This is a genomic window from Burkholderia paludis, from assembly GCF_000732615.1.
GTDB lineage: Bacteria > Pseudomonadota > Gammaproteobacteria > Burkholderiales > Burkholderiaceae > Burkholderia > Burkholderia paludis.
This window is the reverse complement of record NZ_JPGL01000007.1, coordinates 131,027-154,192: the sequence shown is the minus strand read 5'-3', so window position 1 is coordinate 154,192 and position 23,166 is coordinate 131,027. Positions and strand designations below refer to the sequence as shown.

Here is a 23,166-nt window from a genome sequence, read left to right as displayed (position 1 = left end):
CCGGCTGGCGACGATACGGTCGCGGCGGCGGATACGCTACATGCACGCGTGCCGCGAACGCGCGGCACGGATCGGCGACGCGCGACGTCCCGCGTGCGTGCGGGACGCGCCGGACGACGACACGCGACCGTGCCGCATGCCGCGCAAGGCTGCGCATCGCGCGGCGCGCGCAGGCGTCGCGCAGGCGAAAGGGCGCGGCGGCATGCGCATCGTCGTCTTCCGGCGGCGTCCGTTACGCGGTGGCCGGCTGCCAGTGCGGCGCGACGGGTTCGTACGCGTGCGCGCCGGGCGCCGGCGCGTGTCCGCCGGACGGCATCCGGAACGCGGCAACCGTTTCGGACAGCTCGCGGCCTTGCGCCTCGAGCGACTTCGACGCGGCCGCGGCCTGCTCGACGAGCGCCGCGTTCTGCTGCGTCGTCTCGTCCATCTGCGTGATCGTCAGGTTCACCTGGTCGATGCCGCGGCTCTGCTCGGCCGACGCGGCCGCGATCTCGCCCATGATGTCCGTCACGCGCGCGACGGCCTGCGTGACGTCGGACATCGTCTTGCCGGCTTCGCCCGCGAGTGCCGAGCCGTCCTGGATCGTCTGCACCGACGCGGAGATCAGTTCCTTGATTTCCTTCGCCGCCGTCGACGAGCGCTGCGCGAGACTGCGTACTTCGCTCGCGACCACCGCAAAGCCGCGGCCCTGTTCGCCCGCGCGGGCCGCCTCGACGGCCGCATTCAACGCGAGGATGTTGGTCTGGAACGCGATGCCCTCGATGATGCCGGTGATGTCGGCGATCTTCGACGAGCTGTGGCCGATCTCCGTCATCGTGTCGACCACGCGGCCGACCACCGAGCTGCCGCGCTGCGCGACGTCCGACGCATTCGCGGCGAGCGTGCTCGCCTGTTGCGCGTTCTCCGCGTTCAGTCGCACCGTCGACGTGAATTCCTCCATCGTCGCGGCCGTTTCCTGCAGCGATGCGGCCTGTTCCTCGGTGCGCTGGCTCAGGTCGAGGTTGCCCGACGCGATCTCGCTCACCGCATGCGCGATGCTGTTCGACGAATCCCGCACGCGGCCGACGATGCCGATGAGCCGTTCGTTCATCGTCCGCAGCGCTTCGAGCAGGTCGCGCGTCTCGTCGTTGCCGCTGACCTGGATGCGGCTGCCGAGATCGCCGTTCGCCACGGTGCGCGCGACGTCCACGGCCGAGCCGATCGGCAGCGTGATCTTGCGCGTCAGCCACAGGCCGCCGCAGGCCGCGATCGCCACGGCGACGAGGCAGATGCCGGCCAGCAGGTTGCGCTCCGTCGTGTAGCGATCCGCGAATTGCTGCGCGATCAAGATTTCGCGTTCATGCGTATAGGTTGCGTACGCATCGGTCGCACGCACCAGCTGCGCGAGCAGCGGGCGGCAGTTCTCGTCGATGTCGGCGATCGCCTCGTCCTTCTTGCCGGCCTGCGCGAGCCCGACGATGCGCAGGGCGACGGGCCCGTAGTTGCCCTCGATGCGCACGATGTCGGCCACCAGTTCGCGCGCGCGATCGGAGGTGTCGTTCGCGTTCGCCATCATGTCCTTGAGCTTCGCCAGACGCTCCTGCACGTCCTTGTGCGCCTGGTTCACCTCGGCCAGTTCGATTTCGACGTCGGACGGCTTGCTCACCAGCACGAGATTGCGCGCGGCGATCGCGCGCCGGTCGACCGCGGTGCGGATCTGCGCGGACAGGTTGGCCCGGGCGTTGATCCCGGTCGTGTAGCGCTGAAACTCGGAATTGGTATCGGATAGCGCCTTGAGCGCCATGCCCGACACGATCACGACAACCGCGGCGAGCAGGCCGAAGCCGCCCAGGAGCTTGGTTTTGATGCTCATTCTGGTTATTTTCACAGTGTGCCTCTGTGCTGTAGTTGGTAAATTGAAATTATTGTTCGACCAGATACGGGCTCGTGCCGGCTTTAACGGGTATGTCTGGTGATTCTTTACCCTTCGAAAACCCTGATATTAGTTTTTTTAGCGCTGAAAGCCTTGTCAGGTGGGCGTTCAGGAATTTGATCAATAAACCCCGGAGCGCCCGTGATTTAAAGGTTTATACGTGGAATTTGAAACCGGTTTTATTGGGCGGCGCACAAATGTCTTGTTGTTAATAATCGTCTGATGAATTTTCCGGGATTTATGGATGAATCGCGGAATGCACTTGCGGTGAAATCGGGGAGGGAACCGTGACGGGTTTTCGGAGCGCGTTGCCCGAATGACGGTAATGGCGGATAAACGGAAATTCGCGGCGGAGCGGGGCCGCCGGAAAAACGGCCCGCGGCGGGCGCCGCGGGCCATGCAAGGGTCAGAACGTCGTGCGTAACCCGGCCATCGCGCTGCGGCCGCCTTCCGGCGCGAAGCCGCGCACCACCGACGTCGCGTAGCGGATGTCCTGGTTCGTCAGGTTGTCGCCGCGCAGGTACGCGAGCCAGTGCGTCGCGCCGACGCGGAACTTGTAGGTCAACATCACGCCGAGGGACGTGTAGCCGTCCGTCGAAAAATCGTTGTCGGGCACGCGATGCTGCGACCACGCGTGCGTGACCTGCGCACGCGCGCCGAACGGGCCGTAGCCGTAGTCGGCCGCGAGCGTCGCGCGCAGCGGCGCGATGCGCGGCAGCGGCTGGCCGGTGTCGACGTTGCGCGCGTGCGTGTAGTCGGCCGTCAGTTCCAGGTCGACCGTGTGGCCGCGTGTCGCGAACGCGCGCCACTTGCCGTCCAGCTCGACGCCGTAGAACTCGGCGCGCACGCCGCGATAGATCGCCTCGTTGAGCGCGCCGTCGGCGCCGGGCGCGACGGGCTCGCCGTCGTCGTCGACGACGCGGCCCGTGTTGTACTCGGTCAGGTAGTTCGAGAAGCGGTTGTAGAACACGCCGACGCTGCCGCGGTTCGGGCCGCTCGCATACCGCAGCGACAGGTCGGTCGAGACGGCCTTCTCCTTCGCCGCGTTCGGGTTGCCGATCAGGAACTGGCCGGTCGCATCGTGCGGACCGTTCGAATACAGCTCGTAGAAGGTCGGCGCGCGTTCGGTGTACGCGACGTTGGCCGCCACCGACCACACCGGCGTCAGCGAGAACAGGGCGCCCGCCGAGAGGCTGCCCGCGTTGAACTCGCGCGGCTGCGCGCCCGCGAACTTCTCGACGCCGGCCGGATCGGGATCGACCTTCACATGCTCGAAGCGTCCGCCGAAGCTCAGCTTGAGCGCCGGCACGACCTGCCACTCCTCGAGGCCGAACAGCGCGACGCTGTTCGTGCGCGTGGACGGCACGAGCATTTCGTCGCCGAGCGCGGAGAACGTGTTCCGGCCGAACTGCACGCCGATCGCGCCTTCGAGCGGCCCGATCCGGCGATGCCGCGCCTCGATGCGCGCCTCGTAGCCGCGATTGCGGAAGGTGGTCGCGGTCTCGCCGTTGTCGACTTCCTTGTGCCGGTAGTCGGTGGTCGCGAAGTCGAATTTCAATGACGTGAACGGCCCGCTCAGGTTGCGCACCTCGGACGCGAACGCGAGGCGTTCCTGGCGCATGCGCAGCCGCACGTCGCTTTCCGCGACGGAGCCGTAGTTCGATTCGTAGCCGCTGTACGAGAGCCCGGCGAAGCCGTCCGCCCACGTGTACGACGCGCCGACCGCGCCGCCGTGCACGCGGCCGTCGCTGTTCGGCACGCTGCCGTACGGTTGCGGCGTGTCGGGGCCGTCGCTCGCGCGTTGCGCGCTGCTGCGCGCGTAGCCGGGAATCCGCAGGGCGCTCGTTTCGCGGTCGAACGCGTCGACGTGGAACGCGAAGCGGCCGTTGCCGCCTTCGACCTGCGCGGCGCCCGCGCGCGCCGAGTTCGCGCCGCCGTAGCGCGCGTCGAGCGCGCCCGTCACGCCTTCGATCGCTTCGCGCGGAATCCGGTTGTCGATCGTGTTGACGACGCCGCCTACCGCGTTGCCGCCGTACAGCAGCGCGGCCGGGCCGCGCACGATCTCGACGCGTTCGATCGACAGCGGATCCTGCGGCACCGCATGGTCGTACGACAGCGACGACGCGTCGTAGGCCGCGACGCCGTTCTGCAGCAGCCGGATCCGGTCGCCGTCCATCCCGCGGATGATCGGGCGGCCGACCATCGGCCCGTAGGTGGTGGTCGACACGCCGGGCAGCCCGTTGAGCGTCTCGCCGAGCGAATCGGCCTGGCGACGCGTCAGCGCATCGCCGGAAAGCTGGGCGGTCGGCGCGATCAGGTCGGTATCGCCGAGCGGGTTCGCAGTCACGAAGATCGGCGCGAGCGGGGCGGACGACGGCGTGCCGGACGTGGCGGGCGCATCGGTCTGCGCGTGCACGACGGCGGCGAGCAGCATCAGCGAAAGGGGGGACAGCGGGCGAAGCGGTAAACGAGGGAGGTCGCGCATGGTCGGTGAATCGGTTGGAATGAGTTCGGATGACGAGCGATGCGGGCAACCGCTTGATACGATATATTGTTGCGTTATCGGCGCGCAGTGACCCGTTGGAACATGGCTCGACGTGGCTTGCCTCCCCACGGCGCAACGGCGCCGGGCGGGCAAGCCGTTGAAATGATATGTTATATCATTTCAAATTCCAAGCTGGATGACGGGAATCTGTCGGGTTTCCGTCGGATGAGTGAAATGGTGGCGGGCCCGATCCGGCGATCAGGCGACCAGGCGACCGGGCAGCACGCCGCGGTGCGACGCCGTGAAGCACGGGCCGCCGCCGCGCATTGTCCCGCGCGTTGATGCGCATCAACGTCGCCCGATTCCGGAGCCGGATACTGGATCGCTCATCGACCAGGCAGGAGCGACGCATGACCCAGACCATGAAAGCGGCCGTAGTGCACGCCTTCGGCGAACCGCTGCGCATCGAGGAGGTGCCCGTGCCGACGCCGGGGCCCGGCCAGATTCTCGTCAACATCAAGGCATCCGGCGTCTGCCATACCGACCTGCATGCGGCCGACGGCGACTGGCCGGTCAAGCCGTCGCTGCCGTTCATTCCGGGGCACGAGGGTGTCGGCATCGTCGCGGCGGTCGGCGCGGGCGTCACGCACGTACGCGAGGGCGACCGCGTGGGCGTGCCGTGGCTCTATACGGCCTGCGGCCATTGCGAGTACTGCCACACCGGCTGGGAGACGCTGTGCCACGGCCAGCAGAACACCGGTTATTCGGTGAACGGCAGCTACGCCGAATACGTGCTGGCCGATCCCGACTACGTCGGCCATCTGCCGGCGCAGGTTGCGTTCGACGAGATCGCGCCGATCCTGTGCGCGGGCGTGACCGTCTACAAGGGCATTCGCGTCACCGACACGCGTCCGGGCCAGTGGCTCGCGATCTCGGGCATCGGCGGGCTCGGGCACGTCGCCGTGCAATATGCGCGCGCGATGGGCCTGCACGTCGCGGCGATCGACATTTCGCCCGACAAGCTTGCGCTGGCGCGGCAGCTCGGCGCGCAACTGACGATCGATGCATCGATCGACGATCCGGCCAGCGTGATCCAGAAGGAGATCGGCGGCGCGCACGGCGTGCTCGTCACGGCCGTCTCGCGCGGCGCGTTCGCGCAGGCGCTCGGGATGGTGCGGCGCGGCGGCACGGTCGCGCTCAACGGCCTGCCGCCCGGCGATTTCCCGTTGCCGATCTTCTCGACCGTGCTGAACGGCATTACGGTGCGCGGCTCGATCGTCGGGACGCGGCGCGACCTGCAGGAGTCGCTCGATTTCGCCGCCGACGGGCTGGTGCGCGCCCATATCCATCGCGACCGGCTGGGAAACATCAACGACATCTTCGCGAAGTTGCGCGAAGGCAAGGTCGACGGGCGCATCGTGCTGACCGACATGCAATGACGCGCCGCGGGGCCGTCGAGGAACCGGCGGCCCCGCGGCGGCGCCGTTCAGCGTTCCGCCGGAAACCGGTCCTGCAACGCGTGCAGCCAGCGCGCGACGGTATCGAGTTCCTCGTCCGAGAAGCCGTCGCACAGCTTGCCGTTCAGCTCGCGCAGCAGCACGCGCGCCCGCTTGAGCGCCGCATGGCCTTCGTCGGTCAGGTACAGGCGGGTCGCCCGGCCGTCGTCCGAATCGGCGTGACGCGTGATCAGGCCGCCTTTCGCCATCCGGTCGGCGAGCCCCGTCATCGCGGACGGCGCAAGCTGCAGCGCGGCGCCGATCTCGCCGATCAGCGCGCCGTCCTGCTTCGCGAGACAGAACAGCGCGCCGGCCTGTGCGGCGCTTGCGCGCGTCTCCGTTTCCGCCTTGCGGTCGATCCAGCGCTGCACGCGCCGCTGGCCGATGTTCAACATGAAAAACAGTCGTCGGTCTTCGCTCAAGCTGGGTTCCCGGCTGCAATGGAGAGGGAGGGGCGGCTCGCGCCGCGAGGCGGTTCGATCGCCCGCGCGAGCCAGTCGGCCACGTCGGGCCACAGCACCGTGCCGGGGCGGCTGCGGAAGAAGCCCATGTGCCCGACCGGGCCGCTGCCCGCCGCGTGCGGATCGATCTGGCGCCGTTCGACCGCCGCGCGGGTCAGATAGCTTACCAGCAGCCCGATCGCGCCCGGGTTCGCCCACGGATCGTCGTCGAAGCCGAGCGCGAGGATCGGCAACTGCTGCTTCGCGTAGCGCTCGGCCGCGCCGAGCGTCGGATCGTCGAAGAAATAGTGCGGCAGCGTCGTCCAGCGGCTCCATTCGCGGAACACGCCGGCGGGCAGATCCTCGCCGAGCCCGAGCTGCTTGCCGGGCACGTAGCCGAGCAGCGCGGACATCAGCGGGCCGACCACGCGCAGGATCAGCCGCACCTTCAGGCGCTCGGCCGCCTGCGTGATCAGTCGCGTGCTGCCCGCATGCGCGGCGACCAGCACGGCCGCGCGCAGGTGCGTCGTGCTCGCGGACAGCCCGATCGCATGCCCGCCGACGCTGTGCCCGACCGCCAGCAGCGGCAGCCCTTCGTACGTCTGCCGCGCCCACGCGGTCGCGCCGCCCACGTCGAGTTCCATCCAGTCGCGCATCCGGGCCCGCAGCGCGGCCAGGCGTGCGGGGCGGGACGTGCCGATGCCGCGGTAGTTGTAGGTCAGCGCCGCGAAGCCGCGCCCGGTCAGGAAGCGGGCGAACCCCGCATAGAGCCGCTCCGGCACGGCCGTCGCCGGATGGATCAGCACCAGCGCGCGCGGCTCGGTGTCCGGCGACCACAGCGTACCGTGCAGCGTGTAGCCGTCGGCGGCGGAAAACTCGATCGGTTGGGCAGTCATGGGGGCCTCGCTCCGGGATGATATTTCGTATGCGAAATATAGTACGCAATTTATTTCGCGTGCGAAATATATGTCGAAGAGTCGTTCGAACCCGGTTTCGCGAAGGGCGGGCGACGGCGACCGCCGACGCCGTCGATTCATAAAATATTTGCATCTTTGCATAGCAGAATATTGCGTTTGTCTCATGAAGCGGATCGACGTATCGTCACCGGTTCCATCCGTTCCGCCGGACGTCGCGCACGGCGGACAACGGGCCGCCGCCGTTGCGCGGCGGCCCGCCAACCCTCCGGGAGATCACGTTGCTGAGCCGAATCGTCACGGCGCTCATGCTGGCGCTTGCCGCCCAGCCGGGCATCGCGAAAGACACCGTCACGCTGCGCGTCGGTGAACAGAACTACTTCAACATCCAGGCGTCGATGGAGGCGTCCGGCGTGCTGAAGGACCTGCCTTACACGATCGAGTGGAAACATTTCCAGGCTGCCGCGCCGGTGGCCGAAAGCCTGAACGGCAACGCGATCGACGTCGGCTTCCTCGGCGATTCCGCGCTGCTGACGCTCGCCGCGCGCGGTGCGCCGGTCAAGGTCGTCGCGGTGTCGCGGCAGAGCCTCGACGGCGTCGCGATCCTGGTGCCGAAGGACTCGCCGGTGCGCACCGTGGCCGACCTGCAGGGCAAGACCGTGGCCGTGTGGCGCGGCGCGTGGAGCCAGCAGCTCGTGCTGCGCGCGCTCGAACACGCCGGCCTGCGCGCGGATTCGGTCAAGTATGCGTACCTGATGCCGATCGATGCGACCAACGCGCTCGCGAACGGCTCGGTCGACGCGGTGTCGCTGTGGGAGCCGTTCGTCAGCACGCTCGCATTGCGGCAGGGCGCGCGGCCCGTCGCCACCGCGCAAGGGCTGATGCCGGCGCTGAGCTTCGTCGCCGCGAACGAGCAGGCCGCATCGGACAAGCGCGCCGAGATCACCGATTTCCTGCGGCGCGTCGTCGCGGCGCGCCAGTGGGTCGACAGCCATCCGCGCGAGTACGCGGACCTGTGGGCGAAGCGCGCGAAGCTCGAACCCGACGTCGCGTACCGCTGGCTCAACCACGCGAAGCAGCGCGTGGGGCCGGTCGACGCGACGGCCGCGAAGGACGCGCAGAACACGGCCGACTTCCTTTACAAGGCCGGCGTGATTCCGGCCGCGTACGACACGTCGAAACTGCTCGACCACTCGTATGCGGGCGCATTCGCGGCGCCCGCGCAAAAGACGGCCGCCGCGCAGTGACCGCACGGCCGTCAGCCCGATTCCCGATCCCGTACTTCAAGGACATCCCGACATGCCCGTCGACATCATCGGCATGATCACCGCGACGCCCGGCGCGGAGGTCGACGTACCGGGCGGCGCGGCCGTCCAGCCCGAATACGTGCGCCGCTTCGCGCAGGCGCACGAGGCCGCCGGATTCGACCAGATCCTGGTCGGCCATTTCAGCAACGCGGCGGACGGCTTCATCGTCGCGTCGTTCGCGGCCGCCGCGACCGAACGCATCCGCATCCTGCTCGCGCACCGGCCGGGCGTGATCGTGCCGTCGGCGGCCGCGCGGCAGATCGCGACGCTCGACGTGTTCAGCGGCGGCCGGCTCGCGCTGAACGTCGTGTCCGGCGGCGACGATACGGACCTGCAGCGCGACGGCGATTTCGTGCCGCACGATGCGCGCTACCGCCGCACCGGCGAATACCTCGACGTGCTGAAGCGGATCTGGCTGGCCGATGCGCCGGTCGACCACGACGGCCCGTTCTACCGGCTGCGCGGCGCGTCGCCGCTCGTGAGGGGCGCGCAGCGGCCGCACGTGCCGATCTATTTCGGCGGATCGTCGCCGGCCGCGCTGGCGGTCGCGGGCGAGCACGCCGACGTCTACATGACGTGGGGCGAGCCGCTCGCGTCGGTGCGCGAACAGATCGCACGCGTGCGGGCCGCCGCCGCGCCGTTCGGGCGCGCGCCGCGCATCAGCGTGTCGTTCCGGCCGATCGTCGCGGATACCGAGGCGGCCGCATGGGCGAAGGCCGAGGCGATCCGCGAACGCGTGCGCGCGGCACGCGTCGCGAACGGCCAGCCGGTTGCCGGCCACGCGCCGCAGAATGCGGGCTCGCAGCGGCTGATGGCCGCCGCCGCGCAGGGCGACGTGCTCGACGAACGGCTGTGGATGGGCGTCGCGAACCTGACCGGCGCGCGCTGGAATTCGACCGCGCTGGTCGGCACGCCCGAACAGGTCGCGCGTGCGCTCGGCGCGTATTACCGGCTCGGCGTGTCGACGTTCCTGATTCGCGGGTTCGATCCGCTCGACGACGCGCTCGCCTACGGGCGCGACCTGATTCCGGCGATTCACGCGCACGTCGCGGAACTCGACCGGCATCACGCGGCGGCGTAGCGCGGGCCGGCCCGGCCTGCCCGCGGCGCACCGGTCAGTTTTGTCAGTAACGCGGGCGGCCTCGATCGCGTACGATCCGGCGGACGATGCTGGCGTGCGCCGGCAATCGTGCGCGGGCGTGCGGCCGTGCGGTCGTTCCGGGTGGGCGGGCCGCTTCGTTACGGTCGCCGCGCGCGATGCACGGACCAGATCGCGACGCCAGCGCTTCATCTGATCCGCGAACGGCCGGCCGCTGCCGGTCGCCGCTTCCCGTCGATCGCGGGCGGGCCTCGAGGAGTGCAACGTGAAGGAATTCCGTGTCGCCAACGGCGACGTCGACATTGCCGTGAGGGATACACAAGGCGCCGGTGCGCCTTTGCTGTTCCTGCACGGGCTCGGGCGCTCGTTGCTGGACTGGTCGAAGATCCTCCCGCTGCTCGCGGACGACTACCGGCTGATCGCGATGGACCTGAGAAGCCATGGCCGCTCCGGCGCGGGCGCGTGGACATGGCCGGCCGTGCTGGACGACGTTCATGCGGTGCTGACCCGCTGTGCGGCGGAGCACGCGACGATCGTCGGCCACTCGCTGGGCGGCATCGTGGCCGCGCGTTACGCGCACGAGCATCCGGAAACGGCGGGCGTCGTCAATCTCGACGGTTTCGGCAAAGGGCGGCCGGAGTATTACATCGGGATCGACAGGGACGTCGTGCTCGAGCGACTGCAGCAGCTTCGGGCGTTCGAGGTGGCCCTGGCCGGCAGAACGCTGTCCGACGCGGAGGCGAACGCGATGGTGCAGCAGGCCCTCGGCGCCGCCGCGCGCATGGGCGTGGCGCCCGAGCTGCTGGAGGAAAGCCTGCGGCGCGGCATGCAGGACCTGGGCGGCGGCCGGGTGGGCTTCAGGCCCGGCGAGGCCGCGCAGCGGGAGATCCAGGCAAGCCTGGACGAGACCGACGTGCTCGGCCTCTATCGATCGCTGTCGTGCCCGCTGCTGATCGTGCGCGGAACCCGGCCGAATCCCGTGGATCGCGGGATCGAGTGGCTGCCGCCGTTGCTGGCGGCCTATGCGGAGGGGCTTCGTCAGCAACTGGACGCGATGGCCGGGCAGGCCGGTACGCGCGTCGAGTACGTCGACGCGACGCATGCGATGATCGTCGAGATTCCGCGCGATCTCGCCGCGCTGATCCGGCAGTTCTCGCACGACTGCGCCCGGCGCTGACACGGGCTGTCGCCGGCATTCCGGCCTTCCGGGCGCCCGTCGCGGCGTCCCCCGGCCCCTGCGTTCAAAACGACGGCAATCCCGGCGGATTGGTTTCCGCACGCGCGATCGCCTCGCTCTGCAAACCCCAGCGCGCGAGCGCCTGTCCGTAGCGGCCGCTGCCGATCAGCGCATTCGTCGCTTGCGTCAGCGCGGGCGCGAGCCCGCTGCCGCGCCGCGTCGCGATCGCGACGTCGGCATTGGCCGGCCAGCCCGCGTTGACGACGCCGACGCGGCGAATCTTGCCGGTGCGCGCGGCCTCGTACGCGAGCGTCGCGTTCGGGTTCAGCTCCGCATCGGCGCGCCCCGACAGCAGCGCGACGCGCGAGGCCGCATCGTCGTCGAAATAGAGCAGTTCGGCCGGCTTCAGCCCCTGCGCGACGTTGCGCCGGTTCCATTCGAGCAGGATGTGCTCCTGGCTGGTTCCGGCGCCCGTGATGATGCGCAGGCCGGCGATGTCCTTCGGCTCGGCGATCTTCGCGATCGGGCTGCCGGTGCGCACGTAGAAGCCGTGCAGCCCGAGCCGGTAGGTCGTGAAATCGTATTTTTCCTTGCGCTTCTCGGTCACGCCGACGTTCGAGATCACCGCGTCGTACTTGCCCGACGTCAGCCCGAGCGGCCAGTCGGCCCATGCGATCGGCAACAGCACGAGCGTGCGGCCGAGCGCGTCGGCGACGAGTTGCGCATAGTCGGGATCGGCGCCGACCACGGTGCGCGCGTCGGTCGCGTAGGTCGACACGGGCGGCGCGTGCGGTGAAATCGCGACCGTGAACGCGCCGTCGCGCACCCATCGGTAGCCGGCTGCCGCGCGGATCGCCGCGTCGTCGCGTTCGGCGCGCACGCGGCCGGCCTGGCGCGGATCGAGGTCGGCGGTGGCGGCGGCCGCATGCGCCGCACGCCATGGCAGGCCCGTTGCCGCGACCAGCGCGGCGGTCATGAAGCGTCGTCGGTCGGTCATCGTGCGATACCTCGCAGGTCGGGCGCGGCACGCATCACAGCACCCGCGACAGGAACGCGCGCGTGCGCGGATGCGTCGGCGCGTCGAGCACGACGGCCGGCGGCCCGGCCTCGACGATGCGCCCGCGCTCCATGAACAGCACGTTGTCCGCGACTTCGCGCGCGAAGCCGATCTCGTGCGTGACGATCACGAGCGTCGTGCCCGAGCGCGCAAGCTCCTTGATCACGTCGAGCACCTCGTTGACGAGTTCCGGATCGAGCGCCGACGTGGGCTCGTCGAACAGCAGCACCTTGGGGCGCAGCGCGAGCGCCCGCGCGATCGCGACGCGCTGCTGCTGGCCGCCGGACAGCTGGCGCGGATACGCGTCGGCCTTGTCGGCGAGACCGACACGCGCCAGCAGCGTGCGGGCGATGCGTTCGGCGGCGTCGCGCGTGACGCCGCCGACGACGACCGGCGCCTCGATGAGGTTCTCGAGCACCGTCAGGTGCGGGAACAGGTTGAAATTCTGGAACACCATCCCGACGGCCGTGCGGCGCTTCAGGACCTCGCGCTCCTTCAGCTCGTGGAGCACGTCGCCGTCGCGGCGATAGCCGATCAGTTCGCCGTCGATGTCGATGAAGCCGTCGTCGACGCGTTCGAGATGGTTGATCGTGCGCAGCAGCGTCGACTTGCCCGAGCCCGACGGCCCGACGATCACGGTCACGCTGCCGCGCGGCGCGACGAACGACACGTTGTCGAGCACGCGCTGCATGCCGAACTGCTTCGAGACGTGATGCACGCCCACCTCGCCGCCGCTGCGCGGCGCGGCGGCAACCGAGTCGGCGTCGCCGGAGGCCTGCGCGGCGGGCGCCGCGCGGCGTGACGCGACACGCCGCCACAGCGCGCCGATGCGCGCGAGCGCGAAGGTGAGCACGGACGGCGGCGGATTGCGCAGCGCGCCGCGGGCATAGTGGCGCTCGACCTGCACCTGGATCGCCGACAGCACGGTCAGGATGATCAGGTACCAGACGGTGGCCACCATCAGCAGCGGAATCACTTCGAGATTGCGGCGATAGATCACCTGCACCGTGTAGAACAGCTCGGGCATCGCGAGCACGTACACCATCGACGTGCCTTTCGCGAGCATGATCAGGTCGTTGAACGCGGTGGGCAGGATCGCGCGCATCGCCTGCGGCAGCACGATCCGCGCGGTCTGGCGGCCGCGCGGCAGCCCGAGCGCGGCAGCGGCTTCGAGCTGGCCCTGGTCGACCGCGAGAATGCCGCCGCGGATCACCTCCGCGGAAAACGCCGCGTGATGCAGCGAGAGGCCCAGAACGGCCGCGAAGAACGGGCTGATCAGGTCGGTGGTCGGCGTGTCGAACCACACGATGTCGGTGAACGGCACGCCGAGCCGCACATGCTCGTACAGGTAGCCGAGGTTGTTCAGGATCAGCAGCAGCACGATCAGCGGAATCGAGCGGAACAGCCACACGAAGATCCACGCGCTCGCGGACAGCAGCCGCGAACGCGACAGCCGGGCCAGCGCGACGAACGCGCCGAGCACGAGGCCGAACGCCGCGCCCAGCAGCGTCAGCACCAGCGTGCGCGCCAGCCCCGACAGCACCGGCGGCGACAGGAACCATTCCGCAAAGACTGGCCAGCCCCACTGCGGGTTGCCGAGGATCGAGTGCAGCACGATCGCGATCAGCGCGACGGCGAGCACGGTGCCGGCCGTGCGCGACCGGTGGCGCGCGGGGACGATCCGGAAACGCGTGGCGGCGTCATGCGCGCCGGGGGGAGAGAGCGGCGGCAGCGCGCCGCCGAGGTGGGTCGTGTCGCTCATGTCGGTGGAAGTCCTCGAGTCGGTCGGGCGGCGGGCGCGTCGCGCACGGGCGGCGCGGCGGCGTCAGGCGTGCGCTTCGGCCGCCGTTTCGTGCGGCGCGCCGGGCGTCGCGTGGCGGCTGGCCTTGCGCGGCAGCCCGAGGTGGTCGCGCAGCGTCGCGCCGGGGAGGTCGCGGCTGTAGCGCCCGCGCGCCTCGAGCACCGGAATCACGAGCTCGACGAAATCGTCGACGCCCTGCGCCTGGACCGCGAAGCCGAGGATGAAGCCGTCGCCGGCGCCCGCGTCGTGCCAGCGGATCAGCTCGTCGGCGACATGCTCGGCCGTGCCGATGAAGTTCGGGCGCGGCGTGGCCACGGCGAGGGCCGTTTCGCGCAGCGACAGGCCTTGCTGCTTCGCGTCGGCCTTGATCCGGTCGGTGGTCGAGCGGAAGCTGTTGCGGCCGATTTCGCCGAGTTCCGGGAACGGCGCGTCGAGCGCGTACTGCGTGAAATCGTGATGATCGAAATAGCGGCCGAGATACGCGAGCGCTTCGTCGATCGTCAACAGGTCGCGGATCGCCTGGTATTTGTCCTCGGCCTCGGCGGCCGTGCGACCGACGATCGGGCCGATGCCGGGGAAGATCTTCACGTCGCCGGCCTGCCGCCCGTGCTCGATCGCGCTCTGCTTCACGCGCCGCGTGAACTCGGCCGTCTCGTCGAGCGACGGCGAATGGGTGAACACCGCATCCGCGTACTTGCCCGCGAGCCCGATGCCGGTGTCGGACGAGCCGGCCTGGAAGATCACCGGCTGCCCCTGCGGCGAGCGCTGGATGTTCAGCGGGCCCGCCACCTGGAAGAAGCGGCCGTGGTGATCGAGCGTGTGGAGTTTGTCGCGATCGAAGAAGCGGCCGGTTGCGCGGTCGCGCACGAAGGCATCGTCGTCCCAGCTGTCCCACAGGCCCTGCACGACGTCGAGGTATTCGTCGGCGATCTCGTAGCGCAGTGCGTGATCGGGATGCGTCTTGCCGAAATTCTTCGCGGTGCCTTCGAGCGGCGTCGTCACGACGTTCCAGCCCGCGCGCCCGCCGCTGATCGCGTCGAGCGACGCGAGCTGGCGCGCGACCGTGAACGGTTCGCTGTACGACGTCGAGATCGTGCCGGCGAGACCGATCTTCTTCGTCGCGACCGCGAGCGCCGACAGCACGGTCAGCGGCTCGAAGCGGTTCAGGAAGTGCGGGATCGACTTCTCGTTGATGTAGAGGCCGTCCGCGACGAACGCGAACGCGATGCCGGCGGCTTCCGCCTTGCGCGCGACGCCGATCGCGAAATCGAGGTTGATGCTCGCGTCCGGCGGGTTGCTCGGGTGCCGCCAGGCATTCATGTGGCTGCCTGCGCCTTGCAGCATCAGGCCGAAGGGGATCGATCGTCGGGTGGTCATGGGCGTGTCACGCGTTCTGGTCAGGGCTGAGGGAATTGTCGGCCGCGAGGGCCGCCTGCAACGGCGTGGCCGACTGCGCGCCGCCGAGCCATTCGGCCGACGCGAGCCGCGCCGCGTAATCGGTCACCGGCGAGTCGATCACGAACGCGTCGACGTCGAGCCGCCGGCTCAACGCGTCGAGCGCGCGGTGCACGCGCTCGGGCGTATCGGCCAGAACCGTGGGTCGCAGCTCGTCGATCCGGTAGTCGGACGCGCCGCTTTGCCGCGCGAATTCGGCGGCCGCCTGCGCGCTGGCGAGGTTGAAGCTCGGGCCTCCCGCGAGCTGCAGCTTGAAGATCTTCATCGGACCGATCAGCCGTTCGGCTTCGTCGCGCGTCGGCGCGGCGACCGCGTACAGCGCGACGAGCGACCGGGTGCCGCCTGCGTTGCGGTAGGCCTCGAGCGAGCGTTCGAGATTCGCGTCGTCGCCGTTGAAGTGCCCCGCGTAGCAGAACCGCCAGCCGTGGCGCGCGGCGAGCGCGCCGCTGTCCGGCGAGGCGCCGAGCAGGATGCGCTCGGGCGCTTGCGGCGGCACGGGCAGCGCCACCGCGCCGGCAAGCGGATGATCCTCGGCGACGCCCCAGCCGAGAAACGCGTCGAGTTCCGCGAGCTGGCCCTCGAAGCCCGGCTTGCGCGCCTTGTCGTGGAACCACTGCAGCGCGCGCGTGGTCAGCGGCAGCCCGCCGGGCGCCTTGCCGACGCCGAGATCGACGCGGCCCGGCGCGAGCGCGGCCAGCAGCTTGAACGACTCGGCGACCTTGAACGGGCTGTAGTGCTGCAGCATCACGCCGCCGGAGCCGACCCGGATGCGTGACGTATGCGCTAGCAGGTGGGCGACGACGATTTCCGGCGCCGAGCTTGCGAAGCCCGGCGCGCCGTGATGCTCGGCGACCCAGAAGCGCGCGTAGCCGAGCTGTTCCGCGCGCTGCGCGAGCGTCGTCGTGAAGCGCAGCGCGTCGGCGGCGCTTGCGCCGTCGGCGATCGGGCTCTTGTCCAGCAACGAAAGCGAATAAGACATGGTGGGCGGCGTCCTGCGTATGGCGTGGATGGGCGGGGCGGCGCTCAGCTTTTCGGCAGCCCCGGCGGATTCGTGCGCGACTGGTCGATCGCTTCCGACGCGAGGTTCCAGCGGTCGAGCACCTGCTGGTAGCGGCCGTTCCTGATCAGCCCGTTCAGCGCGACGGTCAGCGGTTCGGCAAGCCCGCTGCCGCGACGCGTCGCGATCGCGATGTCGGCCGTGCGCGGCCAGCCGCCGCTGATCGCGCCGACGAGCCGCGTCTTGCCTTGCTGCGCGCTCTGGTACGCGAGCACCGAGTTCACGCTGAACACGACGTCGGCGCGGCCCGACTGCACGGCGACGATGCGCATCGCCTGATCGTCGTAATACTGGATCTGCACGGGTTTCAGCCCGTGCGCGACGTTCTCGCGATCCCACGCGAGCAGGATCTTTTCCTGGTTGGTGCCGGCGTCGGTCACGACGCGCAGCCCCGCGACGTCCTTCGGCTCGCGGATCGCCTGGATCTTGCTGTCGTTGCGCACGTAGAAGCCCACCAGGTCGCGCCGGTACGACGAGAAGTCGAACTTCTGCTTGCGCTCCTCGGTGACGGTCACGTTTGAGATCACCGCGTCGACCTTCCCCGATTCGAGCGCGAGCGGCCAGTCGGCCCACGCGAGCGGGACGATCTTCAACTTGCGGCCGAGGCTGTCGGACACGAGCTGGCCGACGTCGGCGTCGAAGCCGATCACCGTGCGCGCGTCGGTCGCATACGAGCTGATCGGCGGCAGGCTCGGCGCGATGCCGATCGTCAGCGTGTCAGGCTCGGCGAACCTGAACGACGCGGGCACCGCGCGTTCGACGGCCGCATCGGCGATGCCGCGCGGACGGCCGCGCTGCTCGGGGCTCAGGTCGAACGTGGCGGCGGCCGCGGCGAACGCGGTCAGGCCGATCAGCGTGGCGGCCAGCGTGCGTGCGGCGCGGGAAGAGAGCGATACGGCTCGTTGCATGGGAACGTCCTGTCGTGGAGAGCGGAATCCGGGAAAGTCAGCGCGGTCGCGCGGTCAGCGCGGCGACACGGGTTCGGGCAACGGCGCCCACAGATCGGCGAGCGTGGACGTGCGCGCGGGATCGGCGAGGTCCTTGCCGAACGGCAAATGAAAATACGCTTCGGGCTCGATCGCCGAATCGAACAACCGCGTGTAGCCGGTGCGGTCGTACAGCGACCATGCTTCGGGCTGGCGGAAGCCGGTGGTCAGGTAGATGCGGCGATAGCCCTGTTGCGCGGCGCGCAGTTCGAGCGCGTCGACGATCAGCCGCGCGAGGCCCTGGCGGCGCAGGTCCGTACGGGTCCAGATGCGTTTCAGCTCGGCGGTCTGCGCGTCGTAGCGCTTGAATGCGCCGCCGCCGACGGTTTCGCCGTCGCGCAGCAGCAGCACGAACGCGCCGTCGGGCGGGGCGAACAGTTCGGCCGGATAGCGGGCGAGTTCGTCGCGCGCGGACGCGCGGCTGTCGGGGCGGTATGCGTGGTAGCGGGTCGAATACTCGTCGATCAGCGCGTCGATCAGCGGCTGCGCGCGGAGATCGAGCGGCGTCGTGTCGATGAGGCGGTCGTTCGTGGCCATGGGCATCGCGAAGGGCGCGCGATGCGGACGTTCGTTGCCGGTTGCGGGCACGCGGCCCGTCCGGTCTGTTCCGTTATCGCGGCGCGGTTGTCGTGGTGGCGGAGGCGGGTGCGCATCCTGCGGTGCAGGTGGCGGGCCGCCGCCGTTTCGAACACGTTAGCGGCGCGGCCGGCAAAGGCGAACGAAGCAATTTCGATAAGGATTTCGCGGCGAGCGTCAGAAGGCTTGCAGCGGGAGTGGGGTGGGGCGGAAAGGGCTTGCGTCGAGGGTCGCACGCCAAGCGTACTCAAGGCGCGAATTGTCGATGTCATGGACGGACTCTCGTCGGGCCGGGCGGAAATTGCCGGCGATATCGCGGATGACCGTCGATCACGGATATCGTCGCAGGCTTCCGATATCGTGGATCACCGCTCCAAGGGTGGCCGGCACGACAAACAGAAACACCGGTGTTCCGCTGGCAAGCTTCAATAGAATTCCGGCGGCCGACATGATGACGGCAAGGCCGACGGCCCCCATCGATGCTGAAGTCGTATACCTGCTGATGTCGATAAAACGTCCGCGTGTTGACTGGATGAATTTTCGGGCGAGGAAACACGCTGCAAGACACATTGCCGATCCGCCCAGATAGTCGCTGAGGAACGCAGGTTCGCAGATCGCGAAGATTGTCGATGTCAGCGCAACCAGAGCCGTTCCGGCGACGAGGTAGGCGATCAGGAATTGTTCTCGGGGAGCGTTTTCTTTCATGGCCGTATCGGTTCGATGACTCCGGGATTGGTCGCGTGTATGGCTCTGCAAGGCGGCATGCCGATTGGAAATCGTGATCTTGTCGGGTAACGAGAGTCGGGCGATTTTTCAAGACGCTTGAATCGGGAGCGCAAAATTGACCCATCCCGTCAGTGTGGGGATGGGCCGGGTGTTTTCTCGATCACTGAATGGGATCGAGCCCGCGCTCTTGATTGGGGCGATGGGTCAGAAATGACTTCGAAGCCAGTCCGACAGTCCCCACATGCCTTCAAATCGAGGGCGAAAAGAGGGTCCGAAAAAAGCGGCCCAACCTTCATCCTGGATCTTGCTCGGCACGTATGCCCCCGGCGCGCCCCCAACCATCGATCCGTAGACCGAGCCAATGCCAGCGCCAACGATGGCTCCACCGACTGTGCCGATACCAGGAACGACGGAACCTACGACCGCACCGATTCCAGCGCCGACTTCGGGGCCCACGGCAGTCCCGGCAATACTTCCTGCGACGGTACCGACAAGTCCCGCTCCAGCAACCGCTGAAATTTCACTTGCGTTCAGCTCTCTCATTGACAAGCATTCCTATGGAATATGTGTCGATGATGTTGGTTTCAGGTGCTCGACCGGATGCTATTGGAAATGAGAGTCGCTTGCAATTAGCGTGCCGCCTGCGGTGCGGATTCGATGTCCGATACGACGCCCGCCGTGCAGCCGGCGGATCGCCATAGGCGGAATGCGATCGGGTCGTTCTGTTCTTTTGAATCAGCGAACCAGGTCGGTACGCCGCTGTTCGTCGAATCCCGTCGACCGTTTCGCTGAAATACCCGTTGCGGGACTCAAGAGGCCGGACGAGGCGTGCCTGTAACGTCGGCGGGCCGATGCACCGCGCGAAGCGGTCGACAGCTTCGCTGCGTCGGATGGTGTTCGTGAATCCGGGACGGATTCGACGTAGGCCGGGAAGAAGTCACCCTCTACATCCGGCGCGACCGCGGATCGATCCCGAATCCTGAAAAGTATCAGGAATGTCACCAGTCGCGCCGATCAGTCGTGCCGTACCACGCGCCGCGCATTTCAACGTCGCGACGCATCGAACGGCACGCTCCGGCTCACGGCCCGACGACGCTCGGCGCCGCCGACAATTCCGCCAGCTGGAACAGGCAATCGCCGCGCCTGACCTGCGCGGGCACGCGCTTGCACACCACTTCGCCGTCGCCCTTGAACCGGTGCAGCATCGGCTCGCGCAGCGGCGTATCGGGGAAGTGCACCCACGCGGCCGGCTGGCCGGCCTTGACCTGCTCGCCAAGCTCGACGAGCGGCTCGTACAGCCCGCGCTCGTACGCATAGACGAAGTGACGGTCGCCGTCGACGCGCATGAAGCGCGTGACGGTCGGCGGCGCGTCCGGCACGAGCGCGCCGCTCAGCAGGCCGATATGGCCGAGGTAGTTCAGCAGCCCGTGGCGGCCGAGCCGGATCAGCGACGGATCGGCCATGCCCGCGCCGCCGAGTTCGGTGACGATCGAGATCGCGCCTTGCCGGCGCGCGGCCGACGCCGAATGCACCGGGTTCGGCGCATGCAGCAACGCATTCGGCAAACCGAATGCGACCAGCAGCCCGTTGAGCTTCGCGGCTTCGTCGGCGTCGAGCGGATCGATCGCGAGCATGTTGCCGCCCTGGTACAGCAGCGAACTGCCGCCCGAATGCAGGTCGACCAGATACTGCGCGCGCGACAGCAGCACATGCTCGATGTAGTGGGCGATCATCTGCGTCGGCGTGCCCGCCGGATCGCCGGGAAAGCTGCGGTTCAGGTTGCCTTCGTCGAGCGGCGACACGCGCAGGCCCGCGTCCGCCGCCGGGAAATTCGCCATCGGCAACAGGATCAACTGCCCGCTGACCATCTCGGGCTCGATCTCGCGCATCAGCTGCGACACGATGATCTGGCCTTCGTATTCGTCGCCGTGGTTGCCGGCCATCACGAGCGCGACCGGCCCGTCGCCGTTGCGGATCGACGCGATCGGGATCGGCAGCCAGCCGTAGGCCGAGCGGTGCACGGAATGCGGCAGCCGCAGGTATCCCGCGTGCTTGCCTTGCGCGTCGAGATCGATCTCGCAGTGGATGGGGTTTCGGTGTGAGGAGGAGACGGTCATGGCGGCATCGTTCGCTGAACGGAAGCCGCCATCTTATCGGGAAACACCCGCCGCGCGCCGGGCCGGGTGTGCGCAGCGTCGAGCGACGTCAACCGGGATGTGCACGGATGCGCCGCGGTTGCGGAAGGCACGCGGCGCCTCGCACGATGTTTCAGCCATGAACGCGGGCCGGTGCGCCGGCCGGCCGCGTTCGCGCCATGTTTCGCGCCGGCGTCCTGCCGCGACAGGGCCGGCGCCTGTTCGCCGGCTTAGCGGCCCGATGTTTCAGCTTCGAGACGTCCTTCTTCCCACAGCGCCCAGAAGCGGCTGCCGGCGCGATACGGATTCGCACGCCGCGCGCCGTGATCGGCGACGCCCTGGCGAAACGCGCCGTACAGCGTCAGCGGCGGATTGTCGACGCACGCGGCCTCGCGGGCGGGCGGCAGGCGGCGCTCGGAAACGAGCCGGCGGATCAGCGATGCGCCGTCGATGACTTCCATCTCATCGATCGTTTCGGCACGGCTGAGGACTTCGACGGTGTTCATGTTGGGCTCCCTGAGGTGTTCTTTCCCCATCAAGGAGCAATAAGGATGCCAGTCGAGGATTTCCGGAAATTCCGTTGATCCCGCGCCTATCTTCGTTCAATTTCGTCGACCTGGCGTGGCGATGTTACGGAACATGTCACGTGACACGCGCGCGGTCGCGCCGGACGTTTCAGAATTGAATCATCGTGAGCGGCGGCGGCCGGCGGCCAACGCCGGTCGACGGGGCGCTTGCGCGGCGGGTTCAGCGCGCGGCGACGGGCGCGACGGGGTGGCTGCCGCTCGAATAGAAGCGGTAGATGCCCTTGCCGGCCGACTTCGCGTCGTACAGCGCGCTATCGGCCTGCCGGATCAGTTCGTCGGGGGAGCCGTGACCGTCGTCGAGCGCGATGCCGATGCTGATGCCGAGGCTGACGCGCTCGCCGACCGACAGCGTGTACGGCGCCGAGATCTGCCGGATGATGCGCGCCGCGAGAATCGAGCACGCCTGCATCGTCGTGTCGTCGATCGCGACGACGAATTCGTCGCCGCCGATGCGCGCGGCCAGCTCGCCGTGCGGCAGCGTCTTGCCGAGCCGCTCGGCGACCTGCGTGAGCACGTCGTCGCCGGCCTGGTGGCCGAAGCGGTCGTTGATCGTCTTGAAGCCGTCGAGGTCGAGATACATGACGGCGAGCGAGGGGCCGGGCATGCGCGGCCGGCGGGCGAGCATCCGCTTGAGCCCGGCGTGCAGCTCGTGGCGGTTCGGCAAGCCGGTCAGCGCATCGTGTCGCGCGAGATGGCGGATGTGCTGCTCGGTCCGGCGGCGCGCGGTGACGTCCTCGACGATGATCACCGCGTTGCCGTCCGGCACGCGGTGGCGGGTCAGTTCGAGCTGGCGGCCGTCCGGAAGCGCGATCTCGAGCGGCACGGGCTCGTCGCAGGCCAGCCAGATCCCGCACTGCGCGGCGAGGGCGATAGCGCCCGGATCGGTCGCGGCGGTCGGGCCGAGCGCCGCGACGACCTCCGGCAGCGGCGTATCGAGCATGATCTCGCGCGGCGAGCCGAACAGTTGCGCGGTGCGCCGGTTCGCGACGATCACGCGGTGCTCGCCGTCGATCACGCACAGGCCGTGCGGCATGTAGGTGAGCGCCGCGTCGAAGCGCGCGACGAGTTCGGCATTGCGCTGGCGCGCGGCGATCAGCGCGACGAGCACGCGATAGTGACGCTGGACGACCGTGCGCAGCGCCGCGAGATAGATCGCGAGCGGCGGCAGCAGCAGCCACGCGCCGGCCCGGTGGGCCAGCAGCGCGCCCGCGCCGATCGGCAGCACGCCGAGCGTGACCTGCGTCATCGCGAGCCGGGGCAGCGCCGAATTGCGCGACGCGATCCCGCCGAACACGCCGCCCGCGACCATCACCGACAGCGTGCCGAGTTCGACGTCGACGGCCTGCAGACAGCCCATCACGCCGAGGCCGAGCACGAAGCACGCGACGAGCGACACGGGCGCATAGCGCATCGCCCAGTATTCGGGGCGGTCGTCGCCGGCGTCGCGCCGGGCCGCGTAGGTGCGCGCGATCGTGAGCCGCGCGGCGAGCAGGCCGACGTCGGCGATCAGCCACGCGAGGCACCAGAGCTGCTGCAGCCGGATCAGCGCGACGGCCGCGACGAAATTGCTCGCGAGCCCGGACAGCGCCATCGGGCGGACGTCCTCGAACAGGGTGACGAGCATCGACGGGCGCAGCGCGGCCGTCACGCGGTGATTGCCGGAGGGGGGAGTGGCGAGAACGGAGTGCAGGAGAGACGCCCTGACTGCCATGGTTTTTGACCTCGACACGATGTCGCGATGGCTGGCGGCGCCCGCATGGCGCATGACGGAAGCCCGCCCAAGCCGGATGCGCACGACATTACCATGAAACAAATGCGGAGCGGGAGCGCCGCCGGCCGCCGTCGCGAACCGCGCCCGCGAGCGGCTTGCGCAGGCGTCGGCGCGCTCGCGGCATCGTCGGGAACGGCGCGGGTTTCGGCGACGGCGGAACCCGCCGCAGTGCGTGGCGGGTATGC

General features: G+C 68.9%; 18 protein-coding genes. 4 read left to right on the top strand and 14 right to left on the bottom strand.

Annotated elements, in window-relative coordinates; translation table 11 throughout:
• Positions 1-232 precede the first annotated feature (232 nt).
• Both GQ56_RS0104575 and GQ56_RS0104570 read right to left on the bottom strand, forming a co-directional pair.
• Positions 233-1,852 (bottom strand): methyl-accepting chemotaxis protein, encoded by a 1,620-nt coding sequence (locus GQ56_RS0104575; protein ID WP_031397530.1) that lies wholly within the window; start codon positions 1,850-1,852, stop codon positions 233-235.
• A 466-nt stretch (positions 1,853-2,318) separates the two neighbouring features.
• Positions 2,319-4,397 (bottom strand): TonB-dependent receptor, encoded by a 2,079-nt coding sequence (locus tag GQ56_RS0104570; protein WP_235212625.1) that lies wholly within the window; start codon positions 4,395-4,397, stop codon positions 2,319-2,321.
• 410 nt (positions 4,398-4,807) lie between these two features.
• Between GQ56_RS0104570 and adhP the strand changes: the two genes are divergently transcribed.
• On the top strand, positions 4,808-5,836 hold the full coding sequence (adhP, locus tag GQ56_RS0104565; RefSeq protein ID WP_031397528.1) for an alcohol dehydrogenase AdhP: 1,029 nt from the start codon (positions 4,808-4,810) through the stop codon (positions 5,834-5,836).
• A gap of 47 nt (positions 5,837-5,883) precedes the next feature.
• On the opposite strand, the gene GQ56_RS0104560 is transcribed toward adhP, so the two are convergent.
• Both GQ56_RS0104560 and GQ56_RS0104555 read right to left on the bottom strand, forming a co-directional pair.
• A complete protein-coding gene (locus GQ56_RS0104560; RefSeq protein WP_031397527.1) occupies positions 5,884-6,315 on the bottom strand; it encodes a MarR family winged helix-turn-helix transcriptional regulator in 432 nt (143 codons plus the stop codon).
• Positions 6,312-7,229, bottom strand: a complete 918-nt coding sequence (locus GQ56_RS0104555) for an alpha/beta hydrolase family protein (RefSeq protein ID WP_031397526.1) — start codon at positions 7,227-7,229, stop codon at positions 6,312-6,314. The genes GQ56_RS0104560 and GQ56_RS0104555 overlap by 4 nt, the downstream gene beginning before the upstream one ends.
• Positions 7,230-7,528: 299 nt before the next feature.
• On the opposite strand from GQ56_RS0104555, the gene GQ56_RS0104550 reads away from it, so the two are divergent.
• The 3 genes from GQ56_RS0104550 (at position 7,529) to GQ56_RS0104540 (ending at position 10,830) form a co-directional block, all read left to right on the top strand.
• A complete protein-coding gene (locus GQ56_RS0104550; RefSeq protein WP_031397525.1) occupies positions 7,529-8,494 on the top strand; it encodes an ABC transporter substrate-binding protein in 966 nt (321 codons plus the stop codon).
• 52 nt (positions 8,495-8,546) lie between these two features.
• On the top strand, positions 8,547-9,635 hold the full coding sequence (locus tag GQ56_RS0104545) for an LLM class flavin-dependent oxidoreductase (protein ID WP_031397524.1): 1,089 nt from the start codon (positions 8,547-8,549) through the stop codon (positions 9,633-9,635).
• 283 nt (positions 9,636-9,918) lie between these two features.
• Complete coding sequence (locus tag GQ56_RS0104540) at positions 9,919-10,830, top strand: alpha/beta fold hydrolase (protein ID WP_031397523.1); 912 nt, start codon at positions 9,919-9,921, stop codon at positions 10,828-10,830.
• 64 nt (positions 10,831-10,894) lie between these two features.
• Here GQ56_RS0104540 and GQ56_RS0104535 read toward each other — a convergent pair whose 3' ends face one another.
• The 10 genes from GQ56_RS0104535 to GQ56_RS0104485 all read right to left on the bottom strand — a co-directional run bounded on the left by GQ56_RS0104535 (position 10,895) and on the right by GQ56_RS0104485 (position 22,921).
• A complete protein-coding gene (locus GQ56_RS0104535) occupies positions 10,895-11,827 on the bottom strand; it encodes an ABC transporter substrate-binding protein (RefSeq protein ID WP_031397522.1) in 933 nt (310 codons plus the stop codon).
• Between the two features lie 34 nt (positions 11,828-11,861).
• On the bottom strand, positions 11,862-13,649 hold the full coding sequence (locus tag GQ56_RS40350) for an amino acid ABC transporter permease/ATP-binding protein (protein ID WP_075122856.1): 1,788 nt from the start codon (positions 13,647-13,649) through the stop codon (positions 11,862-11,864).
• 63 nt (positions 13,650-13,712) lie between these two features.
• On the bottom strand, positions 13,713-15,065 hold the full coding sequence (locus GQ56_RS0104520; RefSeq protein WP_031397521.1) for an LLM class flavin-dependent oxidoreductase: 1,353 nt from the start codon (positions 15,063-15,065) through the stop codon (positions 13,713-13,715).
• Between the two features lie 7 nt (positions 15,066-15,072).
• Positions 15,073-16,122, bottom strand: coding sequence for an LLM class flavin-dependent oxidoreductase (locus GQ56_RS0104515; RefSeq protein WP_031397520.1), 1,050 nt, complete (start codon positions 16,120-16,122; stop codon positions 15,073-15,075).
• Between the two features lie 44 nt (positions 16,123-16,166).
• Entirely contained in the window at positions 16,167-17,108 is a 942-nt protein-coding gene (locus GQ56_RS0104510) for an ABC transporter substrate-binding protein (protein ID WP_031397519.1), read from the bottom strand.
• 54 nt (positions 17,109-17,162) lie between these two features.
• Positions 17,163-17,723 carry a GNAT family N-acetyltransferase gene (locus GQ56_RS0104505; protein ID WP_031397518.1) on the bottom strand — a complete coding sequence of 187 codons (561 nt, stop codon included), beginning with the start codon at positions 17,721-17,723 and terminating at the stop codon, positions 17,163-17,165.
• 369 nt (positions 17,724-18,092) lie between these two features.
• Positions 18,093-18,467: a hypothetical protein gene (locus GQ56_RS0104500; protein WP_031397517.1), complete on the bottom strand. Its 375-nt coding sequence runs from the start codon at positions 18,465-18,467 to the stop codon at positions 18,093-18,095.
• A gap of 1,100 nt (positions 18,468-19,567) precedes the next feature.
• Complete coding sequence (locus GQ56_RS0104495; RefSeq protein ID WP_031397516.1) at positions 19,568-20,605, bottom strand: succinylglutamate desuccinylase/aspartoacylase family protein; 1,038 nt, start codon at positions 20,603-20,605, stop codon at positions 19,568-19,570.
• A gap of 248 nt (positions 20,606-20,853) precedes the next feature.
• Complete coding sequence (locus GQ56_RS0104490; protein WP_031397515.1) at positions 20,854-21,129, bottom strand: hypothetical protein; 276 nt, start codon at positions 21,127-21,129, stop codon at positions 20,854-20,856.
• A gap of 241 nt (positions 21,130-21,370) precedes the next feature.
• Positions 21,371-22,921, bottom strand: a complete 1,551-nt coding sequence (locus GQ56_RS0104485; protein WP_031397514.1) for a sensor domain-containing diguanylate cyclase — start codon at positions 22,919-22,921, stop codon at positions 21,371-21,373.
• Positions 22,922-23,166: the final 245 nt, after the last annotated feature.